Annotated in this window: 20 protein-coding genes; 8 read left to right on the top strand and 12 right to left on the bottom strand. The window is 69.8% G+C overall.

Translation table 11 applies throughout. The annotated features are described in order from the left end of the window. Nucleotides 1–56: 56 nt before the first annotated feature. The 3 genes from HD596_RS07605 to HD596_RS07595 all read right to left on the bottom strand — a co-directional run bounded on the left by HD596_RS07605 (nucleotide 57) and on the right by HD596_RS07595 (nucleotide 4263). Nucleotides 57–2033: a vWA domain-containing protein gene (locus HD596_RS07605; protein WP_185068591.1), complete on the bottom strand. Its 1977-nt coding sequence runs from the start codon at nucleotides 2031–2033 to the stop codon at nucleotides 57–59. A gap of 30 nt (nucleotides 2034–2063) precedes the next feature. Next, a complete protein-coding gene (locus tag HD596_RS07600; RefSeq protein ID WP_185068590.1) occupies nucleotides 2064–2777 on the bottom strand; it encodes a hypothetical protein in 714 nt (237 codons plus the stop codon). Nucleotides 2778–2871: 94 nt separating this feature from the next. Next, a complete protein-coding gene (locus HD596_RS07595; RefSeq protein WP_185068589.1) occupies nucleotides 2872–4263 on the bottom strand; it encodes a sigma 54-interacting transcriptional regulator in 1392 nt (463 codons plus the stop codon). 171 nt (nucleotides 4264–4434) lie between these two features. On the opposite strand from HD596_RS07595, the gene HD596_RS07590 reads away from it, so the two are divergent. Continuing rightward, nucleotides 4435–5604, top strand: coding sequence for an FIST signal transduction protein (locus HD596_RS07590; protein WP_185078341.1), 1170 nt, complete (start codon nucleotides 4435–4437; stop codon nucleotides 5602–5604). A 101-nt stretch (nucleotides 5605–5705) separates the two neighbouring features. On the opposite strand, the gene HD596_RS07585 is transcribed toward HD596_RS07590, so the two are convergent. The 5 genes from HD596_RS07585 to hppD form a co-directional block, all read right to left on the bottom strand. Then, nucleotides 5706–6377, bottom strand: coding sequence for a hypothetical protein (locus HD596_RS07585; RefSeq protein WP_185068588.1), 672 nt, complete (start codon nucleotides 6375–6377; stop codon nucleotides 5706–5708). Next, nucleotides 6374–6922 carry an RNA polymerase sigma factor gene (locus HD596_RS07580; RefSeq protein ID WP_185068587.1) on the bottom strand — a complete coding sequence of 183 codons (549 nt, stop codon included), beginning with the start codon at nucleotides 6920–6922 and terminating at the stop codon, nucleotides 6374–6376. The genes HD596_RS07585 and HD596_RS07580 overlap by 4 nt, the downstream gene beginning before the upstream one ends. 72 nt (nucleotides 6923–6994) lie before the next feature. Beyond that, nucleotides 6995–8407 carry a M1 family metallopeptidase gene (locus HD596_RS07575; RefSeq protein ID WP_185068586.1) on the bottom strand — a complete coding sequence of 471 codons (1413 nt, stop codon included), beginning with the start codon at nucleotides 8405–8407 and terminating at the stop codon, nucleotides 6995–6997. Between the two features lie 45 nt (nucleotides 8408–8452). Next, nucleotides 8453–8893 carry an RDD family protein gene (locus HD596_RS07570; protein ID WP_185068585.1) on the bottom strand — a complete coding sequence of 147 codons (441 nt, stop codon included), beginning with the start codon at nucleotides 8891–8893 and terminating at the stop codon, nucleotides 8453–8455. Nucleotides 8894–8927: 34 nt separating this feature from the next. Further along, nucleotides 8928–10037, bottom strand: coding sequence for a 4-hydroxyphenylpyruvate dioxygenase (gene hppD, locus HD596_RS07565; RefSeq protein ID WP_185068584.1), 1110 nt, complete (start codon nucleotides 10035–10037; stop codon nucleotides 8928–8930). A 103-nt stretch (nucleotides 10038–10140) separates the two neighbouring features. Between hppD and HD596_RS07560 the strand changes: the two genes are divergently transcribed. Then, entirely contained in the window at nucleotides 10141–10620 is a 480-nt protein-coding gene (locus HD596_RS07560; RefSeq protein ID WP_185068583.1) for an Lrp/AsnC family transcriptional regulator, read from the top strand. Between the two features lie 256 nt (nucleotides 10621–10876). Next, complete coding sequence (locus tag HD596_RS07555; RefSeq protein ID WP_185068582.1) at nucleotides 10877–12877, top strand: transglycosylase domain-containing protein; 2001 nt, start codon at nucleotides 10877–10879, stop codon at nucleotides 12875–12877. Here the strand turns inward: HD596_RS07555 and HD596_RS07550 are convergent. After that, nucleotides 12874–14826 (bottom strand): thioredoxin domain-containing protein, encoded by a 1953-nt coding sequence (locus HD596_RS07550; RefSeq protein ID WP_246554199.1) that lies wholly within the window; start codon nucleotides 14824–14826, stop codon nucleotides 12874–12876. The two genes, HD596_RS07555 and HD596_RS07550, sit on opposite strands and share 4 nt — an antisense overlap. 137 nt (nucleotides 14827–14963) lie before the next feature. Between HD596_RS07550 and HD596_RS07545 the strand changes: the two genes are divergently transcribed. Further along, nucleotides 14964–16112 carry a hypothetical protein gene (locus HD596_RS07545; protein ID WP_185078339.1) on the top strand — a complete coding sequence of 383 codons (1149 nt, stop codon included), beginning with the start codon at nucleotides 14964–14966 and terminating at the stop codon, nucleotides 16110–16112. Here the strand turns inward: HD596_RS07545 and HD596_RS07540 are convergent. From HD596_RS07540 to mca, 3 genes are read right to left on the bottom strand one after another with little or no spacing between them, the layout of a single operon-like run. After that, nucleotides 16095–16391, bottom strand: a complete 297-nt coding sequence (locus HD596_RS07540) for a GNAT family N-acetyltransferase (RefSeq protein WP_185068581.1) — start codon at nucleotides 16389–16391, stop codon at nucleotides 16095–16097. The two genes, HD596_RS07545 and HD596_RS07540, sit on opposite strands and share 18 nt — an antisense overlap. Continuing rightward, nucleotides 16392–16556: a hypothetical protein gene (locus HD596_RS07535; protein ID WP_185068580.1), complete on the bottom strand. Its 165-nt coding sequence runs from the start codon at nucleotides 16554–16556 to the stop codon at nucleotides 16392–16394. Nucleotides 16557–16590: 34 nt separating this feature from the next. Continuing rightward, nucleotides 16591–17454, bottom strand: a complete 864-nt coding sequence (gene mca / locus HD596_RS07530) for a mycothiol conjugate amidase Mca (protein WP_221520280.1) — start codon at nucleotides 17452–17454, stop codon at nucleotides 16591–16593. A gap of 156 nt (nucleotides 17455–17610) precedes the next feature. Here mca and HD596_RS07525 point away from each other — a divergent pair, with 156 nt between their 5' ends. The 4 genes from HD596_RS07525 (at nucleotide 17611) to abmR (ending at nucleotide 20768) form a co-directional block, all read left to right on the top strand. Then, complete coding sequence (locus HD596_RS07525; RefSeq protein WP_185068578.1) at nucleotides 17611–18030, top strand: DUF4307 domain-containing protein; 420 nt, start codon at nucleotides 17611–17613, stop codon at nucleotides 18028–18030. A 108-nt stretch (nucleotides 18031–18138) separates the two neighbouring features. Beyond that, the gene (gene greA / locus HD596_RS07520; protein WP_148437100.1) at nucleotides 18139–18639 is read left to right on the top strand and encodes a transcription elongation factor GreA; all 501 of its coding nucleotides are present in this window, start codon (nucleotides 18139–18141) and stop codon (nucleotides 18637–18639) included. Nucleotides 18640–18761: 122 nt separating this feature from the next. Further along, nucleotides 18762–19919 (top strand): C40 family peptidase, encoded by a 1158-nt coding sequence (locus tag HD596_RS64665; protein ID WP_313043140.1) that lies wholly within the window; start codon nucleotides 18762–18764, stop codon nucleotides 19917–19919. 327 nt (nucleotides 19920–20246) lie between these two features. After that, on the top strand, nucleotides 20247–20768 hold the full coding sequence (abmR, locus tag HD596_RS07510) for an ATP-binding transcription factor AbmR (RefSeq protein ID WP_185068577.1): 522 nt from the start codon (nucleotides 20247–20249) through the stop codon (nucleotides 20766–20768). Nucleotides 20769–21014: the final 246 nt, after the last annotated feature.

Here is a 21014-nt window from a genome sequence, read left to right as displayed (position 1 = left end):
GGGGTCGGCCAGGATCCGGGTGGTCCAGTGGTGGAGGAAGCGCCGGCACCGACAACTCAGCGGGCGCGGCGCAGGCGGAGGAAGTCGCTGACCACGTACTCGCCCAGGCGCTCGGCGCTCGGCGAGAAGACGCGGCCGCCGTTCCTGCGGGCCACCTCGTCCACGAACTCCTTCAGCCGGTCGTCGGCCGCCAGCATGAAGACGTTGATCGTCGCCCGCCGCCGGGTCATCTTGTCGACCTCGGCCAGGGTGAGCTCCAGCGTCTCGTGTGACGGCGGCCACTCGAACGCCGACCTGCCGTTGCGCATGAGGTGGGCCGTGGGCTCGCCGTCCGTGACCACCAGCACGACCGGCTCGAAGTCGGGGTGGCGGTCGAGGTGGCGGCCGGCGATCAGGAGGGCGTGGTGCAGGTTGGTGCCCTGGACCATGTCCCAGTCGAGGCCCGCCAGCTCGTCGGGCTGCAGCACCCTGGCGTAGTTGGAGAAGCCAATGATCTGGACGGCGTCCTGCGGGAACTTGGACGCGACCAGGGCCTGGAGCGCCAGTGCCGTCTGCTTGGCGGCGGCCCAGGTGCCCCGCAGGGCCATCGAGTACGACAGGTCCACCAGGAGGCAGACGGCCGCGGCGGTGCGGCGCTCGGTCTCGGCCACCTCGAAGTCGTCCACCGAGAGGCGGACCGCGACGCGCCCGCCGGAACGGGCGGTGCCCGGGGCGGCGACGCCGCCGCTGCGCACGCCGTTCACCAGCGTGCGGACCACGTCGATGGGCTGCTCGTCGCCGAAGCGCCACGGCCGGGTCGAACCCGTCAGCTCCCCGGCCGAGCCCGCGTCGTGCTGGTCGTGGTCGCCGCGGCGGCCGGCGTCGAGGGAGGAGAACACGCGGCGCAGCGCCGTCTCGCCCAGGCGGCGCACCGCCTTGGGGGTGAGCTCCAGCTTGCCCCGGCGGCGCAGGAGGTAGCCCTGCTCCTCCAGCTCGCGCTCGATGCGCTTGAGCGCCTCCAGGTCGTCCACGGCCGAGCGGCCGAGCGCGCGGCGTACGGCGGACTCGTCGATGTCGTCCAGCCTGGCACCCGGGTAGTCCTGGCGCAGGGCGGTCTCCAGCTGGGTGAGGTCGGCCAGCTCCTCCAGGGCCGTGACCGCGTCGCCCATGCCCAGGGGCTCTTCGCCGGTGAGGCGTTCGGGGGCGTTCCACGCCAGGTCGGGCCGGCGGGCGTAGAGGGCCTCGCCGAGGCGGCGCATCTCGTCGGAGAGCCCGGCCTGGTCGAGGGTCTGGTTGATCAGGCCGGCGAGCTCCTCGCGCTGGCGCGGGGTCATCGAGGCCAGCATGCGCTGCGTGGCGGCGGCGCGGCGGGCCAGGATGTCGACGAGCTCCTCCAGGTTGCGCGGCTTTTCGGGGAACAAATCGCCATATTTCCCCATAAAGGCGTCAAAATCGGCCTGGGTGTGCTGGCCGCGGGAGTCCTTGTCCAGCATGTCGTTCAGGTCCGCCATCATCTGGCGGACGCGTTCCATCGCCTCGGGGTCGGGGTTGGCCAGGGCGTCCCGCAGGCCCCTGAACTGGCTGTCCAGGACCTCGCGCCGCAGCAGGTCGCGCAGCTCCTCGAACGTCTGGCGCGCCGCCGACGAGCGCCACTCGTACGTGCTCAGCTCCTGGATCGCGCCGGCCGTGTCCTCCGGCAACGCGTCGAGCTCGGCCTCCCGCAGCCGCGCGTCGTCGGACGGGTCGGGGAACAGCTCGGCCCGCTCCTGCCCGATCGCCTTGTCGAGCAGTGCCCGCGCCTTCTCCAGCGTGCCGTCGAGCCGCCCGCGCTCGCGCAGGTCGCGCCGGCGCCGGCGCACCTCCCTGAGCATGTCGTCGAGCCCGCGGCGGTCCTGCGCGCCGGGCAGGCCGCGCTTCAGCAGGTCGCGCAGGGCGTGGACCGGCGTCGAGCCGGACAGGATCGCGTCGCCCATCTCGTCGAGGGCCGCCCGCACGTCGTAGGGCGGGGCGAGGGGATCGGGGCCGTCGTGGTACTCACCATAGCGAAAGGCCATCACCCACCCACGCTAACCCCATCCGCCCGTTTACGCGTCCCCGAAGACCTCCCACACCTCGTTGAGGCCCCCGGCCTCGGGCGTGTAGTCGATCTTCACCAGGACGGGGTGCTCGGCCGCCCTGAGCGCCTTGGTCAGGTCCACCGAGGTGCACGACTTCTTGCCGAGCCCGTGCTTGTCGGCGTTGACCGGCTTGCCCGCCAGCCACCCGTCCCGGCAGCGCGCGGTGGTCCGGTAGAAGCCGGCGGCGTGCGTGTACCCGAGCTTGACCGTCTTCCCGCCGGTCGTGAACAGGACCGTCGTGTCGTTGACGCGCTTGAGCGTGCCGCGGGCGGTACGCGTGCCCGGCCACTCGGTGACCAGGAACTCGTTGATCCTGACGGCTTCCGTGCCCCGGTATTCGACGCGGAGCGGGACGGGGCCGCGGGCCAGCCCGTCGGTCAGGTCCCCGGGCTCGCAGGCCGTCCGGCCCAGACCCTTGGCGTCGAGGGCCACCTGGCCCTCGGTCTCCTTCAGGTCGCACGCCACCGTGACCCGGCGGAAGGAGGCGCCGGTGTAGTCGAGCCGCACCTCCTTGGCCCCGGCCACCGGCTTGAGCCGGTAGCTCCGGAACTCGCCCTTGCGCACGAAAGTGGCCGACTTGGGGACGATCCGCAGGTGCCCCGCCCCGTCGGCCCAGGCGTACCCGTAGACGACCTTGGCCGCGGTGGCCTCGGCGGAGGCGGGCACGGCGAGGACACCCATGGCAAGAGCGGTGGCACAGGCAAGCAGGCGCATGGGCGGTCTCCCGGTCGGCGTGATCAGCTATCCACTATGACGCGGAAGACCGCCGATATGTTCACGTGCGGTAGACGCTCACCCCGTCAAGGTCTTCCTTGGACAGGCGCCGCATGAGGTAAAGACCCTCCAGCGCGAACTCCAGGGCTGCTGCCGCGTGCCCCGGCGACTCCTCGCCCGCGCCCATGCCGAGCCTGGACATGACCTTCGCCAGGCCCGTGACCGGGCCCATCCGGTGGAGCAGCTCGCCGGCGGGGACCAGCTCGCCCGACTCCACCTGGGTGCCCTCGGAGAACTTGTCGATGATCGCCGACAGGTCCATGCCGCCCAGCCGGGTCCTGAACGTCTCCGCCGTGGCCCGGCGCAGCAGGTGGGCGAGGATCTCGGTCTCCCTGCCCTCCTCGCTCACCTCGAACTCCACCTTGCCCCGCAGGCTGTGGACCACCGAGGCCAGGTCGACCACGCGCGTGACGGCCTGCTCCTCGCCCGCCAGCGCCGCCCTGCGCACGGCCGAGGCCGCGGCGGTCTCGGCGGCCGCGATCGAGAAGCGCGCCGACACGCCGGAACGGGCGTCCACCGCCGTGGACTCGCGTACCAGCCGGGTGAACCTGGCGATGACCTCGATCAGGTGTTCGGGGACGTCGGCCCCGATGTCCGGCACGGACTCCTGGCGGATGAGCGTCAGCTCGTCCTCGACGGTCAGCGGGTAGTGGGTGCGGATCTCGGCACCGAAGCGGTCCTTCAGCGGGGTGATGATCCGGCCCCTGTTGGTGTAGTCCTCGGGGTTGGCGCTGGCGATGAGCAGGATGTCGAGCGGGAGCCGCAGGTTGTAGCCGCGTACCTGGATGTCGCGCTCCTCCAGCACGTTGAGCAGCGACACCTGGATGCGTTCGGCCAGGTCGGGCAGCTCGTTGACGGAGAAGACACCGCGGTTGGTGCGGGGGACGAGGCCGTAGTGGACGGTCTCGGGGTCGCCGAGGGTGCGCCCCTCGGCGATCTTGATCGGGTCGACGTCGCCGATCAGGTCGCCCACGGAGGTGTCGGGCGTGGCGAGCTTCTCGCCGTAGCGCTCGTCGCGGTGCTTCCACGCGACCGGCAGCTCGTCCCCCAGCTCCCGCGCGAGGGCCTGGCAGCGCGTGCAGGCCGGCGCGTACGGATGGTCGTTGATCTCGCAACCTTCGACGACGGGGGTCCATTCGTCCAGCAAACCCGTGATGGTACGGATGAGCCGGGTCTTGCCCTGGCCGCGCTCACCGAGGAGGACCAGGTCGTGCCCGGCGAGCAGGGCCCGCTCCAGGTGCGGCAGGACGGAGTCGTCGAAGCCCACGATGCCGGGGAATCGTGGCTCGCCTGCCCGCAGCTTGGCCAGCAGGTTCTCCCGGACTTCGGCTTTGACGGTGCGATGAACGTGGCCGCTCTCTCGCAACTCGCGGAGAATACGTGGCTGATGCACGGGATCGAGACTACGTCCCCCGCGAGCATTGCGGCAGAGAGTTTCGCATCTGGCGCAGATTTCGGATCTCGACCATTGCGTGACGTTTCGTGCGCGTGCTTGTCCTTTTAGTGGGGAGAATCGGGCCTAGGGAACTTTGACATGTCGAGGGAGGCGAGACTCGTGGCCGTTATGACTAGCCGCTTCGCCGACGGCCTCGCCGTGGGTTCCGACCTGGTGGGGGCCGCGGAGACCGCCGTCGGTCAGGCCCTGTCGAGGCTCAGTGGCCGGGCCGACCTGGTCTGTTTCTTCATCTGCGGCGATGATCCCGAGGACGTCGCGCGGGCCGGTGAGGCCGCTATGAGGCTCGCGCCCGACGCGCACGTGGTCGGATGCAGCGCCACGGGGGTGATCGGCGACGGACAAGGGGTCGAGCTGCTGCCCTCGGTGAGCGCGTGGGCGGCGACCTTGGACGGCGCCAGGCTGACGACCTTCCAGCTGGAGACACTGGCGGCCGAGGACAGGTTCGTGGTGGTCGGGCTGCCCGAGCGGGGCGCCGACGACCATGTGGCGATCCTGCTGGCCGACCCGTACACGTTTCCGACCGACGCCTTCGTCGAGCGCTCGGTCGATGTGCTCGGCGACCTGCCGTTGATCGGCGGGCTGGCCAACGGGTTGCAGGGACGGGGCTCCGTACGGCTGTTCGCCGACGGCGAGGTCTACACCGAGGGCGCGATCGGCGTGCTGATCAGCGGCCCGGTCAGGATCAGCACCGTCGTCAGCCAGGGCTGCCGCCCGATCGGCCCCAGCATGGTCGTCACCGCGTCGGAGGACAACCTGCTGCTGGAGCTGGCCGGGCAGCCCGCGCTGGCCCGGCTGGAGGACATCGTCAGCGAGCTGGACGAGGACGACCGCGAGCTGGTGGCCTCCGGCCTGCAGATCGGCGTGGCCATGGACGAGTACGCCGAGCGCCACGAACGCGGCGACTTCCTCATCCGGGGAGTCATCGGCATCGATCCCGAACGCGAGGCCGTGGCCATCGGCGACATCGTGGAGATCGGCAGGACCGTGCGCTTCCAGGTACGCGACGCGGCCACCGCCGACGAGGACCTGTACGACCTGCTGGACGCCCACCGGGAGCAGCTCGGCAAGGTGGACGGGGCGCTGCTGTTCTCGTGCAACGGGCGGGGCTCGGCCATGTTCGGCACGGCCGACCACGACCCGGTCGCCCTGCGTGACACGCTGGGGCCCATCGGCATGGCAGGCTTCTTCGCCGCCGGCGAGGTCGGGCCGGTGGCCGGCCACAACCACGTGCACGGGTTCACGGCGTCCGTCCTGGTGTTCTCCAGCCCGGGCCCGTGACACGCGCCTGAAGGCCCGGCGACCCCGTCTGCTCGGGAGGGCCGCCGGGCCTCAAGCGGCCGGGCGGCCTCCGGGAGGTCCCCAGCCTGGCCGGGGCCCGGTTACTCGGTCGCCGAGTCGTTGCTGGGACCCTGGCCCTCGTCCCCGGTGCTGGTGTGGAAGCCGCCCCCGCCGTCCTGGGTGCCGGGGGCGGGCATCGCGATCGGCTCGCAGGGCGCGACCGGCCCCTTCACCACGGTGAGCGACATCCCGAACGGCGGCTGGTCGTCACCGGCCTTGCTCTTCGAGACGGCCATCACCAGCGTCGAACCCTTCGGCACCCTTCCCTTCTCGAAGAAGAACGAGGTCACGTTGCTCGACCGCTCGAAGTTCAAAGAGAATCCCCACGGATCGTTCCCGTTCCCGTTCGCGCCACGCGGCTCCTTGCAGGTCTGCCCCTCGGGCAGGTAGTCGACGATCGCCGTGATCCCCGCCTCGGCCAGGTCGGCCTGCAGCCCCTCGGGGTCGTTGAACCTGTTGATCCGCACGGTGATCACCCCGTCGTCCCCCTCGGTCACCGCGTACGCCGGGCTGCCGCCCAGCCCGGACAGCACCACCGCCGTCGCGGTGGCGGCCGCCGCGACCCCCGCCAGCGCGGCGGACAGCCCCACGTAGCGCCGCCGGGAGCGGTCCCGCCCGGCCGGTGTCACCGTCGTCGTCACGCCGTCCTCCGCCGTTCTCGTCGCGATCTCTTCCTTGAGTGCACTGAGAAGGCGCTCCTCGAAATTGCTCATGCCTGTCCCTCCACGTACACGGGTGCCGTCAGCGAAGCGACGTCTTCAAGGGCCTTTCTCGCCCGATGTAATCTGACTCGTACGGTCACCTGCCTGATCCCCAGGACCGCGGCGACCTCGGCGACGGTGAGCTGGTCGATCGCGACGAGCTCCAGCACCGCGCGCTCACCCTCCGGCAGGCCGCGCATGGCCTCCAGGGAGCCGCGCAGCCGCCGCTCGGCGTCGATCCGCTCCTCCATCCGCACGAGGTCGTCGTCGTCCATCAGCCGGCGGCCGGCGACGCGGCCGGTCGCCCGGGCCTCCCGGGCGGCCTGCCGGTGCCGGGCCGACACGACGTTGCGCGCGACGCCGTACAGCCAGGCGATCTCGGTGCCCCGGCCGGGCACGTAGGTGTGCGCCGAGTCAAGGACCGCCAGGAAGATGTCCGCCGTCAGGTCGGCGGCGAGGTGAGGGTCGCTCACCCGCCGGACCACGAAACGCATGACGGCATCGACGTGGCGGCGATAGAAGGCCTCAAAGGCCGCGGGGTCTTCGTTGAGGCGCACTGGCCTCGCTCCCTTCGTCGTTCGCCTTACATCCGTACTTGGACCGAGCGACGAGAAGCGTTTCCCCGCAGGTCAGGCGGGACGGCGTGGTTGGAAGAGCCAGGCGTCGAAGAGCGGGCGGAGGTCCTTGCCCGACAGCCGTTCGGCGAGGTCGATGAACTCCTCCGTGGTGACGTGACCGTAGCGGTGCTCGGCGGTCCACGTCCTGAGCAGCCTGAAGAAGGTGTCGTCGCCGATCGCGTCGCGCAGGGCCTGCAGCGTCATGGCGCCGCGCGTGTAGACCGACGAGTTGAACAGGTCGGAGGGCTTGGCCCGCCCTGGCGGGTAGGCCCACATCGGGTCGTCGGCCGGGCGGGCGTGCAGGCCCTTGAAGATGGCCTCGGCGGTCTTCGTGCCCTTGTGCTCCTGCCACAGCCACTCCGCGTACGTGGCGAAGCCCTCGTTGAGCCAGAGGTCCTTCCAGCGCCTGATGGTCAGGCTGTCGCCGAACCACTGGTGGGCCAGCTCGTGCGCGATGATGGTCGCGTCGGGCTCGAAGCCCCCGTAGAGGGGTTTGGTCTGGTTTTCCAGCGCGTAGCCGGCCATGTAGTCGTCGATGACGCCGCCGGTCGAGGAGAACGGGTAGGGGCCGAAGACCTTCGACCAGTAGTCGGTGACCTCGCCGGAGAGCTGGTAGAGCTTGCCGAGCGAGCTCTTGAACCTGGGATCGACGGCGGCGAACTCCGGGATGCCGCCGGGCGTGCGGCCCTGGCGCAGGTCGAACTTGCCCATCGTGGCGGTCGCCAGGTAGGTCGCCATCGGGTGGAGCTCGCGCCACCGGTAGGTGGTCTTGCCGCCGGTGGTCGTGGGCCGCCCCTGGAGCTCCCCGTTGGACACGGCGGTCAGCCCGGCGGGCACGGTGATCGTGAAGTTGAAGGTGGCCTTGTCGGCCGGGTGGTCGTTGTTGGGGAACCAGGTCTTGGAGCCGTTGGGCTCCGAGGCCACGAACGCGCCGTCCGCGGTCGGGATGAACCCGTACGTGCCCAGGTTGGCGGCGTCCTGGGCGGCCCTGGGGCGCCCGCCGTAGACGACCTTGACGGTGAAGCGGGACCGGTTGGCGAGCGGGCGGGAGGGGGTCACGGTGAGCTCGTCGCCCGCCCGCCTGAACCTCGCGGCCGCGTTGTCGACGGTGACCTGGCGCACGTCGTAGCCGGCCAGGTCGAGGTTGAAGCTCGACAGGTTCTGGGTGGCGGCGGCCTGGATGGTGGTCCGCCCTTCGAGCTGCTTGGTCTTCGGGGTGTAGTCGACGGCCAGGTCGTAGTGGGACACGTCGTAGCCGCCGTTGCCGTCCTCGGGGAAGTCGGGGTCGCCGATGCCGGCGGCCCCCGGTCGGTATCCGGCGACCGCGGGCGGATCGTCCGCGTGGGCCGGCCTGCCATCGGTGGGCCCACAGGCCAGCACGCTCAGCGTCGCCAGCAGGGCCACCCCGCGTCTGTCGAAACGCATCGGCAACACGCCCCCTTCGGATCGTGACCAAAATCTTACGCTGAGTCAGGCATTCACCACGACCGTCCTGGCGGCCTTGTCGTGTACCGCCTGTTTGCGTGAGTCGAAGAGGATCCAGCCGAGGTCCACCAGCGAGCCTACGCAGCAGACCCAGGCGAGCGCCGTCTCGACGAGCTGTCTCACCGCGGCCTGCGCCACGGTGATCGGCGCGCCGTTGTCCTGCACGACCCGCATGCCGAACAGCCTCTTGCCGAGGGTCTGTCCGTTCCAGAAGGCGTGCAGGAGCCAGAAGTACAGGAAGGCCACGAGACCGGCCAGGAAGGTGTGCTCCACCGGGTAGCGGTCCCAGGCGCCCCTGCTCCGGTCCCAGACGTACTCCCAGCTCGACCAGCTGAAGGGGGCGGAGATGACGTTGACGATGAGCCAGTCGAGGACGCCGGCGAACAACCGTCGCCAGCGTCCCGCCAGTCCCGGTGGTGTTCCCATGATGTCCTGATGACCACCACTAAGTCGGGACAAACTATAGATTGCCCCTTCGTTCCTGCTCTCGCTCGATCGCCTCGAACAGGGCCTTGAAGTTGCCCTTGCCGAATCCCAGCGAGCCGTGCCGCTCGATGAGCTCGAAGAAGACCGTGGGCCTGTCCTGCACCGGCTTGGTGAAGATCTGCAGCAGGTAGCCGTCCTCGTCGCGGTCCACGAGGATCTTGCGCCGCTTCAGCTCCTCGATCGGCGCGCGCACCTTGCCGATGCGCTCCCGCAGCTCGGGGTCGTCGTAGTACGAGTCGGGCGTGTCCAGGAACTGCACGCCGGCCGCCCGCATGTGGTCGACCGTGGTCAGGATGTCGTTGGTGGCCAGGGCGATGTGCTGCACCCCGGGGCCGCCGTAGAACTCCAGGAACTCGTCGATCTGCGACTTCCTGCGGCTGACGGCCGGCTCGTTCAGCGGGAACTTGACCTTGCGCGTGCCGTCGGCGACGACCTTGGACATGAGCGCCGAGTACTCGGTGGCGATGTCGTCACCGACGAACTCCGCCATGTTCGTGAAGCCCATCACCTTCCGGTAGAACTCCACCCACTCGTCCATCTTGCCGAGCTCGACGTTGCCGACGCAGTGGTCGATCGCCTGGAAGAGCCGCCCGCCCTTCGTCGCCGGCGGCGCCACCAGCGGCTCGGCGGCCACGTAACCGGGCAGGTGGGGGCCGCTGTAGTTGGACCTGTCGACCAGCGTGTGGCGCGTCTCGCCGTAGGTGGCGATGGCCGCGACCTGCACCTTGCCGTGCTCGTCCTCCATCGTGTACGGCTCCGCCAGCCCTCTGGCCCCGTGGGCGACCGCGTACGCGTACGCCGCCTCCACGTCGGGCACCTGGATCGCCAGGTCGATCACCCCGTCGCCGTGCTCGGCCACGTGCCTGGCCAGGTCCGTGCCCGGCCGGACCGCGCCCCGGAACTCGAACGTGGCGCCGCCCGAGACCAGCACGTACGCGACCTCGTCCCGGCTGCCGTTCTCGGGCCCGCGGTAGGCCACCAACCTCATGCCGAACGCGGTCGAGTAGTAGTGGGCGGCCTGCTTGGCGTTGCCCACGGCGAACACGACGGCGTCCATGCCGTTGACCGGAAAGACATCATTCATACCGGCAACTCTCGATATCCCTGGGCTGGCTGCGCAAGAGTTACTTCAATCAGTGGACAATCTGCCTAGCAGCGCTCGGAGATATCCGGTAAATCTGTACAGTATGACGATCGATGAGCTGGACGCGAGGTTGATCACCCTCATGACGGAGGAGCCCCGCCTCGGGGTGCTCGAGTGCTCCCGCCGGCTCGGCGTGGCCCGCGGCACCGTTCAGGCCCGGCTGGACCGGCTGGTCGCCAGGGGCGTGATCACCGGGTTCGGGCCGGACGTTTCGCCGGAGGCGCTCGGCTATGACGTCACCGCGTTTGTCAGCATGGAGATAAGGCAGGTCGCCGGGCACGACCCGGTGGCCGACCGGCTGGCCGCCATCCCGGAGGTGCTGGAGGTGTACACGATCACCGGCGACAGCGATCTGCTCTGCCGCGTGGTGGCGCGGACGAATGCCGATTTGCAACGGGTTATCGACCGAATCGTCGATGTACAGGGTGTGCTCCGGACTAATTCGATCATCGCCCTGGACACCCCGGTTCCTTATCGAGTGCTGCCGTTGGTCGCCGATGTTCCGCGCCGCGGTGACCGGTAGCCGTACTATCGCTAGGGGACGAGGCACCGTTGTCGATCGTCTAGCCTTGACATTCGCCCAGCGTGTCGGGGGTTGACGAGGGGGGTCGAGGGTGCGGAGCGGCGGTGGTAACGGGATGCGAAAACGACGAGTACTCCGACTTCTTCTGATTTCATTTGGTGCGGGAATCCTCGTACTCGTCGGGCTTTTCGCCGTCGCATGGGCGCTGACGCCAATTCCCGATTCCACGCAGAAGCAGGCCACCGCGCAGGGCTCGGTGATCTATTACCGCGACGGCAAGACCGTGCTCGCCCGCCGGGGCATCGACCGAAAGATCGTCGAGCTGGCCAAGGTGCCCAAGCACGTGCAGGACGCGGTCATCGCGGCCGAGAACCGCTCCTTCTACGACGACGGCGGCGTCTCGGTCAAGGGCACCGCGCGGGCCGTCTGGTCCACCGTCACCGGCCAGCAGCTCCAGGGCGGTTCGACGATCACCCAGCAGCTCGTGCGCAACTACTACAGCGGCCTCAGCCAGGAACGTTCCGTCACCCGGAAGTTCAAAGAGATCCTCATCGCGATAAAGGTCGACCAGTCCAAGTCGAAGGACTGGGTGCTCGAGCAGTACCTCAACACGATCTACTTCGGCCGCGGCGCCAACGGCGTCCAGTCGGCCGCCCGTGCTTACTTCGGCAAGGACGTCGGCCAGCTCAGCGTGGCCGAGGGCGCCTACCTCGCGGCGGTGATCCAGCAGCCCAGCCGCTTCGCCGACCCCAAGGGCCCCGACCTGACGGCGGCCCAGGAGCGCTGGAAGTCCGTGATCGACGCGATGGGCCAGACCGGCATGCTGACGCCCGCCGAGGTCGCCGCCCAGCGCTTCCCCAAGCTCGCGGCGCCGAAGAAGCCGTTCGAGCTCAAGGGGCAGGCCCAGTACATGCTGGAGCAGGTGACGGCCGAGCTCAACCGGCGCGGCTACAGCGACGAGGACATCAACGGCGGCGGGCTGAAGGTCGTCACGACGTTCGACAAGAAGCTCATGCAGGCCGCCCAGCGGGCCGTCAAGGACGTGCTGCCCGACGCCACGCCCAAGAAGGTCCACACGGGGCTGGCGGCCGTCGATCCGGCCACCGGTGAGGTCGTCGCGTTCTACGGCGGCAGTCCCGCGCAGTCCCAGTACGACAGCGCATTCTCGGCCAAGGTCATGGCCGGCTCGACGTTCAAGCCGTACACGCTGGCGGCGGCGCTCGACAACGGCTTCGACCTGTCCACCAGGGTCAACGGCAACTCGCCGATGCGCGTGGCGTCCGACCCCAAGCCGATCCCCAACGACAGCGACCGCTCCTACGGCGAGATCGACCTGGTGCAGGCCACCCAGAACTCGGTCAACACCGCGTTCGTGGACCTCGGCCAGAAGGTCGGCCTGGACAAGGTCGCCGCCGTCGCCGAGAAGGCGGGCATCCCCAAGGGGCAGCTGGAGAAGCAGCAGAGCTTCGCGTCCTTCCCGCTCGGCGTCTCCTCGGTCAGCGCCGTCCAGAACGCCTCGGGCTTCTCCACGTTCGCCAACAAGGGCGTGCACATGGAGGCCCACGTGGTGATGTCGGTCACCGACGCCGAGGGCAAGAAGAAGACCGTCGAGCCGGTCTCGACGCGGGTGGTCAGCGAGCAGGCCGCCGCGGACACCACGTACGCGATGCAGCAGGTCGTCAAGTACGGCACCGGCACCGCCGCCCGGCTCTACGACCGCCCGGTGGCCGGCAAGACGGGCACCACGGACAAGTCGAAGAGCGTCTGGTTCAACGGGTTCACGCCGCAGCTCGCCGTCGCCGTCGACATGTTCAGGGACGACAACGCCACCGTCACGATCCCCGGCTACGGCACGCAGTTTGGCGGCCAGCTGCCGGCGCAGATCTGGCGGGCGTTCATGACCGAGGCCATGGCGGGCAAGCCGGTCGAGGAGTTCCCCGAGCCGTCCGACTACGGCTGGGGGCCCGACTACGGCTCGCCCGACCAGAACCAGGACGGTCCCCGCCAGGATTACCCCCAGCCGTCCGACCCGAACGACTGGTTCGACAGCACGCCCGAGCCCGACATCACCGCGCCCCCGTCCACGGATGACCCGCCGGTGACGGATCAGCCCAGCGACAACGGGCCGCAGCAGGACCAGCAGCAGCCCGACGAGCAGACCGGCCCGCCGGCCACGCAGCAGCAGGCGCCCGACCAGCCCACGACCGGGGGCGACACGATCAACGAGGCCGACACGGGCCGCCCGCAGACGGGTTAGCGGGCCGCGGCCAGCTCGGCCCGCAGGTCATCGACCGTCGTCACGGGCAGGCGGCAGGTGAAGCCCTTGCACACGTACGCGGCAGGCGTCCCGCCGACCAGCCCGCGCCCCTCCAGCAGCTGCGGGAAGTCGCCGGGGCCGCGGGCGACCACCAGCCCCGGCACGTCGGCCAGCAGCGCCGCCCTGTGCAGCTCCGCCGTACGCGGGTCGTCGGCCGGGCCGATCACGGCCACCTCCACGGGCCCGTGCAGCGCCGCCAGCGCCACGGCGAGGCCCCAGCCGGCGAACCTGGCGTGCCCCGTGGCCAGCACGGACACCGTGCCGAGCGCGGCGTGGGCGGCCTCCCTGTGCCGCGTGGAGCCGGTCAGGGCGCCGTAGGAGAGCAGCGCGCCCGCGGCCGCGAACTGGCCCGACGGGGTGGCGTTGTCCGTGGGGTCCTGCGGCCGCTGGAAGAGCCGTTCGGCGTCGTCGGCCGTGTCGTAGAAGCCGCCCGTGGCGTCGGCGAACCTGTCGAGCACCGTGTCCAGCAGCGACCCCGCCAGCCGGAGCCACCTGGCCTCGCCGGTCACGCCGTACAGGGAGATCAGGCCCTCGGCCAGGTTGGCGTAGTCCTCGAGGACCCCGGCGTTGGTGCCCGCCCTGCCGTCCTTGGACGTGCGCAGCAGCCTGCCGTCCACCACGTGCGTGCGCGCGAGCAGGTCGGCCGCGGCCGTGGCCGCCGCCACGAGGTCGTGCCGCTCGAACACCACGCCGGTCTCCGCCAGGGCCGCGATGGCCAGGCCGTTCCACGAGGCCACGACCTTGTCGTCGCGCCCGGGGCGTACGCGCCGGTCCCTGGCGGCCAGCAGCCGCTCGCGGACGCTCGCGTAGCGCGCCGGGTCGCCGGGATCGCGGGGGAGCTGCAGCACGGACGTGCCGTGCTCGAACGTGCCGGTCACCTCGAACAGCTCCTGCGCCCAGCGCCCGTCGTCCTCGCCGAGCACCTCGCGCAGCTCCTCGGGCGACCAGACGTAGAACTTGCCCTCCACGCCCTCGCTGTCGGCGTCGAGCGCGGAGGCGAACCCGCCCTCCTCGGTGCGCAGCTCCCGCAGCAGCCAGTCGGCCGTCTCCAGCGCCACCCGCCGCGCCAGCTCGCCGCCGCCCGCCTTCCACCAGTGGGTGTAGACGCGCAGCAGGAGCGCGTTGTCGTAGAGCATCTTCTCGAAGTGCGGCACGACCCACTCCGCGTCCACGCTGTAGCGGGCGAACCCGCCGCCGAGCTGGTCGTACATGCCGCCGCGGGCCATCGACTCGAGCGTCTTGCCGCTCATCTCGCGCTCGCCGGCGCGCAGCAGGAACTCCAGCACCATCGACGGCGGGAACTTCGGCGCCCTGCCGAACCCGCCGTTGACGGCGTCGAACTCCTGGCGCAGGTTCCGCGCCGCCAGCGTCAGCGTCTCCTCCTGGGGCACGGCCCCGCTGGGCAGCGTGGTGTTGGTGTTGAGCGCCTCCACCACCTTGGCGCCCTGCTGCAGCACGGACTGGCGGTCGCCGACCCACACGTTGTGCACCTCGGTGAGCAGGCGCTGGAAGTGGGGGCGCGGGAAGTAGGTGCCGCAGTAGAACGGGTGGCCCTCCGGGGTCGCGAACACCGTCATCGGCCAGCCGCCCTGGCGCGTCATGGCCTGGGTGGCGCCCATGTAGACGGCGTCCACGTCCGGCCGCTCCTCGCGGTCGACCTTGATGTTGACGAAGTGCTCGTTCATGAGGCGCGCGGTGGCGGTGTCCTCGAAACTCTCGTGCGCCATCACGTGACACCAGTGACACGCCGAGTAACCGACGCTGATCAGCAGCGGCACGTCGCGCCGCCTGGCCTCCGCGAAGGCCTCCTCGCCCCACGGGTGCCAGTCCACGGGGTTGTCCGCATGCTGCAACAGGTAGGGGCTCGTGGCGTCTTTCAACCGGTTCATCAGGACCTCCCCCGATCAGCCTAGTCCGCCCCCACGCCGCCGCCTCCGGCGTCGCGGGCGTACCCCCTCACAGAAGGACCTCAGCGGGGGGCGGCTGACTGGGGAGGCCGGGACGGCGTAGGTTACAGGGCGTGGATATGGACTTCGTCTGCGCACACGCCGATCGCCCCGTCGGCGCCCTCACCCGCAGAGACGTGGCACGCGCCCTGCTGGCCGTCCCCTCAGGGGTGGCGCTGGTGGCGCTGCCCGACCTGCGGCGCGCGATGATGGCGGCGGGCAACCCCCTCTCCCGCCCGTTCTGGGAGTCCGCCAAGGCCACGCTCAGCTCGATCGAGTCGGGTGTCGCCACGGTCGGCGACGTGCAGCGCTGGGTCGAGTCCACCGGTACCGAGCCGATCCTCATGACGCCCAGCTACTTCGTCTGGCCGGAGGAGGACGAGCGCGGGCCCGTGGCGGCGGAGATGTTCGGCCGGTTGGTCGCGTACCTGGAGGAACGGGTCGAGGCCGGTGAGATCGACCCCGACGCGCTGGCGGCGGGCGACCGGGCGGCCCGCAGCGCGTACGAGGAGCTGCAGGAGCGCTGGCTGTCCACGCCGCTGGCCGACGGGAGGGTGCCCGGGTTCGCGGTGAGCGACGAGCTGGACGAGGAGTCGTTCGCGATCTGGGACGAGGAGGAGGCGTTCGCGCTGGCGGAGCTGCGGCGGATCCTCGCCGGCCTGCCCGCGCGGCCCGAGCTGCCCGCCGGGGAGCTGGACGCGGCGGCGGCGCGCCTGCGCGCGCTGCTCGCCCTGCCCGGCTACCCCGCCAACGTGCTGCGGGCCTGCGCCGGGTTCGAGGACGGCCCGATGCCGGACGACGACGGCGAGCTGTGGCTGGCGGTGGCGGCGGGCATCGCGGGGCCGATCTCGGACCTGTCGGAGAGCGGGGACCTGCTGGAGGAGTTCACCGACCTGGACGGGGAGCTCACCCTGGAGGACGCGACGCTGGCCAACCTCTGCGCGATCCAGCACGCCGACTGGCTGGCCGGGGTGGCGGCGCTGGTGAGGCTGGGGCCGGGGGTGCTGGCCTCGCCCGAGCGGATGGCGCGCCTCATCGCCGAGTCGGAGGACATCGACGTCGACGAGCAGGACACCGACGATCTCAACGCGACCGAGAGCCTCTTCGGCTCGGTGGTGAGCCTGTGGGGCTATCTCGGCATCGTCGACAAGGACGAGGTGCTCACCCCGCTGGGCTGGTGGGGCCTGCCCAAGGCGCTGGAACGCGCGTGGTCACCCGCTGCCGAATGAGCTGTCGACCAGGTGCTGGAACTCGGGGTGGCGCTTGATGTACTTCGCCACGTAGGGGCAGAGCGGCACGACGCGCAGGCCGGTGTCGGCGCTCGCCTGGAGCGCGAACGCGACCAGCCTGCTCGCCAGCCCCTGCCCCTCGTACGCGGGCAGGACCTCGGTGTGCGTGAAGACGATCTTCGTGGGCAGCAGCCGGTAGTCGGCGAACCCGGCGACCTTGCCGTCCACGAGCACCTCGAACCGGCTCTCCGTCGAGTTGTCGACAACTTCGATCGGCATCTACTCGGCCTTCTTGTCGTCCACGTCGCCCTCGTGGGGGACCTGGATCTTCGACATCTGCTTGTTCATCGACTTGACCAGGAAGTAGAGGGCAAAGCCGAGGAAGGCCACGACGACGAAGCCGAGCAGGCCCGGACTCACATCACCTGCTGCTAGAACGTTCACAGTTCCAGTCTGCCACTGGGGGAGCGTGGTCCCGTCAGTGGCAGGCGGGGGAGACGTCCTCGGCGTGGATGCCCGCGAACAGGTCGTCCTCCGGCAGCTCCGTGTCCACCAGCGAACGCGCCAGGTGGTAGTCCTCGGTCGGCCAGATCTCCTGCTGCAGCTCGCGCGGGCAGACGAACCACCAGCTGTCCGGGTCGATCTGGGTGGCGTGGGCGATCAGGGCCTGGTCGCGGATCTCGAAGTAGTCGCCGCACGGCACCCGCGTGGTGACCGGCCACTTGGCCGGGCGGTCCTCCCAGCGGGAGATCCAGTCGGCGTACGGCGAGCCGAGCCCGCGCTCGGTCATCGCCTCGTGCAGCGCCTCGAACCGCTCCTTGGTGAAGCCCATCTGGTAGTAGAGCTTCAGCGGCTGCCACGGGTCGCCCGTGCCGGGGTAGCGGTCGGGGTCGCCGGCGGCCTCGAAGGCCTCCACCGAGACCTTGTTGGTCATGATGTGGTCGGGGTGGGGGTAGCCGCCGTCGTCGTCGTACGTGATGATCACGTGCGGCCTGAACTCCCGCACGGCCGCCACCAGCGGCGCCGAGGCGTCCTCCAGCTTCTGCACGGCGAAGCAGCCCTCGGGCAGCGCCTCGTCCTCGTTCTCCGGCAGCCCGGAGTCGATGAAGCCCATGAAACGCTGCTGCACGCCAAGGATCTCGCGAGCCCGGTCCATCTCGGCCTTGCGCACCGCGGCGATGTTCGCCACGATCTCGGGCCGGTCCATCTTCGGGTTGAGCACCGAACCCCGCTCACCGCCCGTGAGCGTACAGACCAGCACTTCCACACCTTCGCGCACGTAACGCGCCATCGTGGCGGCGCCCTTGCTCGACTCGTCATCGGGGTGGGCGTGGACGGCCATCAGCCTCAGCGGTGCTCTCACGGGCTCGATGTCTCCTCAGTAGGGACCGGTCACTCGCCCAGAGAGGTTAGTTTCTGCTGGGCGGTCGCGAGGGCACACCCCCCGCGGGCGACAATTGTCTCGGATAACGCTCAGGGAGTGCAGGGAGATTCCGCCATGGCGACCAGAGATGTCGAGAACCAGCCCGTTCTCGGCACACCCGACGACTTCCCCGACCGCCCCAGACGAGGCGGGCGGCTGGTCGTCCACGTCGTGATCGGCGTGCTGGTGGCCATCATCGCGGGCGGCTGGGGCTACGTGATGTGGTCGATGACGGCGGGCGGTTCGGAGGCGCCGTCGCAGGTGGTGACGTTCAACGTCGTCAGCGCGAATCGCGCGGAGATCACCTTTGAGGTGTACAAGCCAGACGATAGGGTGGCCGTCTGCCGGATCAGGGCGCTGGACGTCTATCACGCGGAAGTGGGCAGCAAGGAAGTAAGAATCTCGGCTGGCGGGGGTAGTAAGCAGATCAAGGAAAGCCTCGACACCAGTGGTCAGGCCACTTCCGTCCACATCCAGTACTGCAATCTCGTATAGTGAGACATTTGGGGAAGCGTTGGAGCGGTTGACTTGTTAGCCTTTCGCAATTCAACCACACGTAACCTCAAGTGATCTCAGGGCCCCCTAGGCAAGCAAGGAGAACCCGTGGCCGACTCTCGCGATGAGAACGTCACATGGCTGACGCAGGAGGCGTACGACCGCCTGAAGGCGGAGTACGAATATCTCTCTGGCCCCGGGCGCGTCGACATCGCCAAGAAGATCGAAGCCGCCCGCGAAGAGGGCGACCTGCGTGAGAACGGCGGCTACCACGCCGCCAAGGACGAGCAGGGCAAGATGGAAGCCCGGATCTTCCACCTCCGGCAGATTCTCGACAACGCCCAGGTGGGAGAGGCCCCCAAGGCCGAGGGCGTGGTGGGCCCCGGCATGACCGTGACCATCCGCTTCGTCGGCGACGACGACGAGGTCACCTTCCTGCTCGCCTCCCGCGAGGAGAGCGGAGCGCCGATCGACGTCTACTCGCCGAAGTCCCCGCTCGGGGCGGCGATCAACGGCAAGAAGATCGGGGAGAAGGCGACCTACTCCATGCCCAACGGCCGTCAGAACACGGTCGAGATCCTTGAGGCAGTGCCGTACATCGGCAACTGACACCCCCGCATGACGACCGCCGGGCCCACGTTGGCCCGGCGGATTTTTCGCGTGCCTCGGGGATCCGGCAGGACCTCAGTTTCCTGGTCAACCCTCCCAGGCGGCGCAACACGTACAAGCTGGTGCCGTTCATCGTGGTGACGCTGGTGGCGGTGCTGACCGCCGACGTGCTGCTGCTGGCGCGGTCCGGGCAGGACGTGGGCCCCGTACGCGCCCAGGCCACGCTCAAGCAGACGCCGCTGGCCCAGCGCCGGCCGCAACAGCAGCAGGGGCAGCAGCAACCGCCGCCGGTCACCACCGTCCAGCCCGTGGAACCGCTGAAGAAGCTGCACAAGCCCAACCTGTTCGTGCTGACCCCCAAGCCGTTCACCAACGAGCTGTTACGGAAGGTGGCCAAGTTGCGCGGGGTGCGGGCGCTGGAGCTGGCCGACGCGGCGTCCGTCATGCTCGACGGCAAGCGGGTGCAGACGCTGGCGGTCAATCCATCCACGTTCCGCTCGTACACGCCCAAGGTGACCGCTTCGTCCGACGCGCTCTGGCAGAACGTCGCGGCGGGTGACGTGGCGGTCTCGTTCGTGCTCGGCAACGACGGCGGGCTCGCGCTCCACCGGCGCGTGGCAAGCCCGGCCGGGACGCTCCGCATCGGCGCGTACGCCACCACCGGGTTCGGCGCGGTGGACGCCGTCGTGTCCAAGAGCGTGGGGCGGACCTTGGGGCTGCCGCACGACAACGCCCTCATCGTGAGCGCCCCCGACACCAACTCGGAGACTCTGCGCAAGGCCATCCTCCGGCGGCTGCCCAAGGGCACGCAGGTGGCCATGGTCAACCCGGTGCTCCCGCAGCCGCAGACCCCGACCCGTACCTGGACTTCCGGGTCGTTCATGACGGGCGAGCAGATCACCGTGGCGCTGAAGGCCGCCGCCTCCAAGCTCGGCCGGCCGTACGTGTGGGGCGCCGAGGGGCCCGACACCTTCGACTGCTCCGGTCTGGTCCAGTGGGCCTTCGCCCAGGCGGGGGTACGGATGCCCCGGGTGACGCATCAGCAGTGGGTGACGGGGCCGCAGGTTCCGCTGTCGCAGGCGCAGCCGGGGGATCTGATCTTCTGGCGCCTTGACCCGACCAATCCCGACTACATCTCCCACGTAGCGATTTATTGGGGCAACGGGAAGATGATCCAGGCGCCGCGCACCGGCGACGTCGTCAAGATCTCACCCGTACACACCCGCAACCTGGCAGGCGTCGTCCGCGTAAGCCCAGTCGCCGCCGCCAAGGTCCGCTAACCCCCCGCTCGCCCCGCTAGCCGCTCGCCCGGCCCGCTCGCCGCGCCAGCCCGGCCCGCTCGCCCGGTTCGCTCGCTCGCCCCGCCAGCCGCGTCCCGCCGACCCCGCTGGCCCCGCTGAGCCCATGCGCTTGCTCAGCGCCGCCGCCCGCTCATCCACGCCCGCTCAGCCTCGCCGACTCCGCTGGACCCTGCGAGTGTCCGCCCGGCGCAGCCCCGTGAGGCGGATGCGGCCGACGGGGGCCAGGAGGCGCAAGAGGGCCGTGGGGTGCGTAAACGTGGCGCCAAGAGGCGTGCATTTCAGGTGCAACTATGTAATGGTGATTACATGACAACAGACGACGACACCGCCCAGATTCACGGCTGGTTCAGCGGACGCCTACCCGAAGGCTGGTTCACCGGCGCGCCCGAGATCGTCAGGGACCGCGAGGAGATCGCCGTGCTCGGCACCCTCCCCGACCCCCCGGACGACGTGCCCGAGGCGGAGCGGGCCGCTCTGGTCGAGGGGCTGGCCAGGAGGTTCAGGGAGGAGACGCGCGAGCGGCGGATCGAGATCGCCCGGGAGGCCGAGCGCAAGTTCCGGCAGAAGGTGTCCTGGGGCGTGGTCTGCGGTGGCGAGACTGTGATGTTCACCACACTCTCCGTGCCCGTGATGACCCGCCTGCGCCAGACGGAGCGGCAGGTGCTGGACACGCTCGTGGCCGCCGGAGTGGCCAGGAGCCGCAGCGACGCGCTCGCCTGGTGCGTACGTCTGGTCGGCAAGCACACCGACACCTGGCTCGCCGACCTGCGGGACGCGCTCCAGCACGTCGACCGCGTTCGCTCCGCGGGACCCGACGTCAATTCCTGAGACCACGCAGCGGAAACGGGCGCGGAAATGGACTAAACCACTGGCGAAATTGGTTTAGACCAGCGGAATTGGACTGGACCACTGCATGTTAATTCTCTTTTAAATCTGCTCGGGCTGGGTAGGCTCCCCCAATCGTCAGGGCCGCTGCCTGCGGCGACGGTCAAGCCAACAGGTCTATGCCAATTGGCTTTCATGCCGCTTCGTCGTTAATGATGACTGGGCCCTGAGACAGTGGAGGAGTCGCAG

Source organism: Nonomuraea jabiensis (assembly GCF_014204795.1).
In the GTDB taxonomy this organism is placed as follows: Bacteria; Actinomycetota; Actinomycetes; order Streptosporangiales; family Streptosporangiaceae; genus Nonomuraea; species Nonomuraea jabiensis.
Note: the sequence above shows the minus strand (reverse complement) of the source record. Positions and strands in the feature narration are given on the sequence as shown.

Coding starts and splice junctions, on each gene's coding strand:
- hppD (WP_185068584.1), bottom strand. CDS start 10,037: ATGAATGATGTCTTTCCGGTCAACGGCATGGACGCCGTCGTGTTCGCC.
- HD596_RS07545 (WP_185078339.1), top strand. CDS start 14,964: ATGGACTTCGTCTGCGCACACGCCGATCGCCCCGTCGGCGCCCTCACC.
- HD596_RS07550 (WP_246554199.1), bottom strand. CDS start 14,826: ATGAACCGGTTGAAAGACGCCACGAGCCCCTACCTGTTGCAGCATGCG.
- HD596_RS07585 (WP_185068588.1), bottom strand. CDS start 6,377: ATGAGCAATTTCGAGGAGCGCCTTCTCAGTGCACTCAAGGAAGAGATC.
- abmR (WP_185068577.1), top strand. CDS start 20,247: ATGACAACAGACGACGACACCGCCCAGATTCACGGCTGGTTCAGCGGA.
- HD596_RS07600 (WP_185068590.1), bottom strand. CDS start 2,777: ATGGGTGTCCTCGCCGTGCCCGCCTCCGCCGAGGCCACCGCGGCCAAG.
- HD596_RS07525 (WP_185068578.1), top strand. CDS start 17,611: ATGGCGACCAGAGATGTCGAGAACCAGCCCGTTCTCGGCACACCCGAC.
- HD596_RS07570 (WP_185068585.1), bottom strand. CDS start 8,893: ATGGGAACACCACCGGGACTGGCGGGACGCTGGCGACGGTTGTTCGCC.
- HD596_RS07540 (WP_185068581.1), bottom strand. CDS start 16,391: ATGCCGATCGAAGTTGTCGACAACTCGACGGAGAGCCGGTTCGAGGTG.
- HD596_RS07590 (WP_185078341.1), top strand. CDS start 4,435: ATGACTAGCCGCTTCGCCGACGGCCTCGCCGTGGGTTCCGACCTGGTG.
- HD596_RS07560 (WP_185068583.1), top strand. CDS start 10,141: ATGACGATCGATGAGCTGGACGCGAGGTTGATCACCCTCATGACGGAG.
- HD596_RS07575 (WP_185068586.1), bottom strand. CDS start 8,407: ATGCGTTTCGACAGACGCGGGGTGGCCCTGCTGGCGACGCTGAGCGTG.
- HD596_RS07605 (WP_185068591.1), bottom strand. CDS start 2,033: ATGGCCTTTCGCTATGGTGAGTACCACGACGGCCCCGATCCCCTCGCC.
- mca (WP_221520280.1), bottom strand. CDS start 17,454: ATGGCCGTCCACGCCCACCCCGATGACGAGTCGAGCAAGGGCGCCGCC.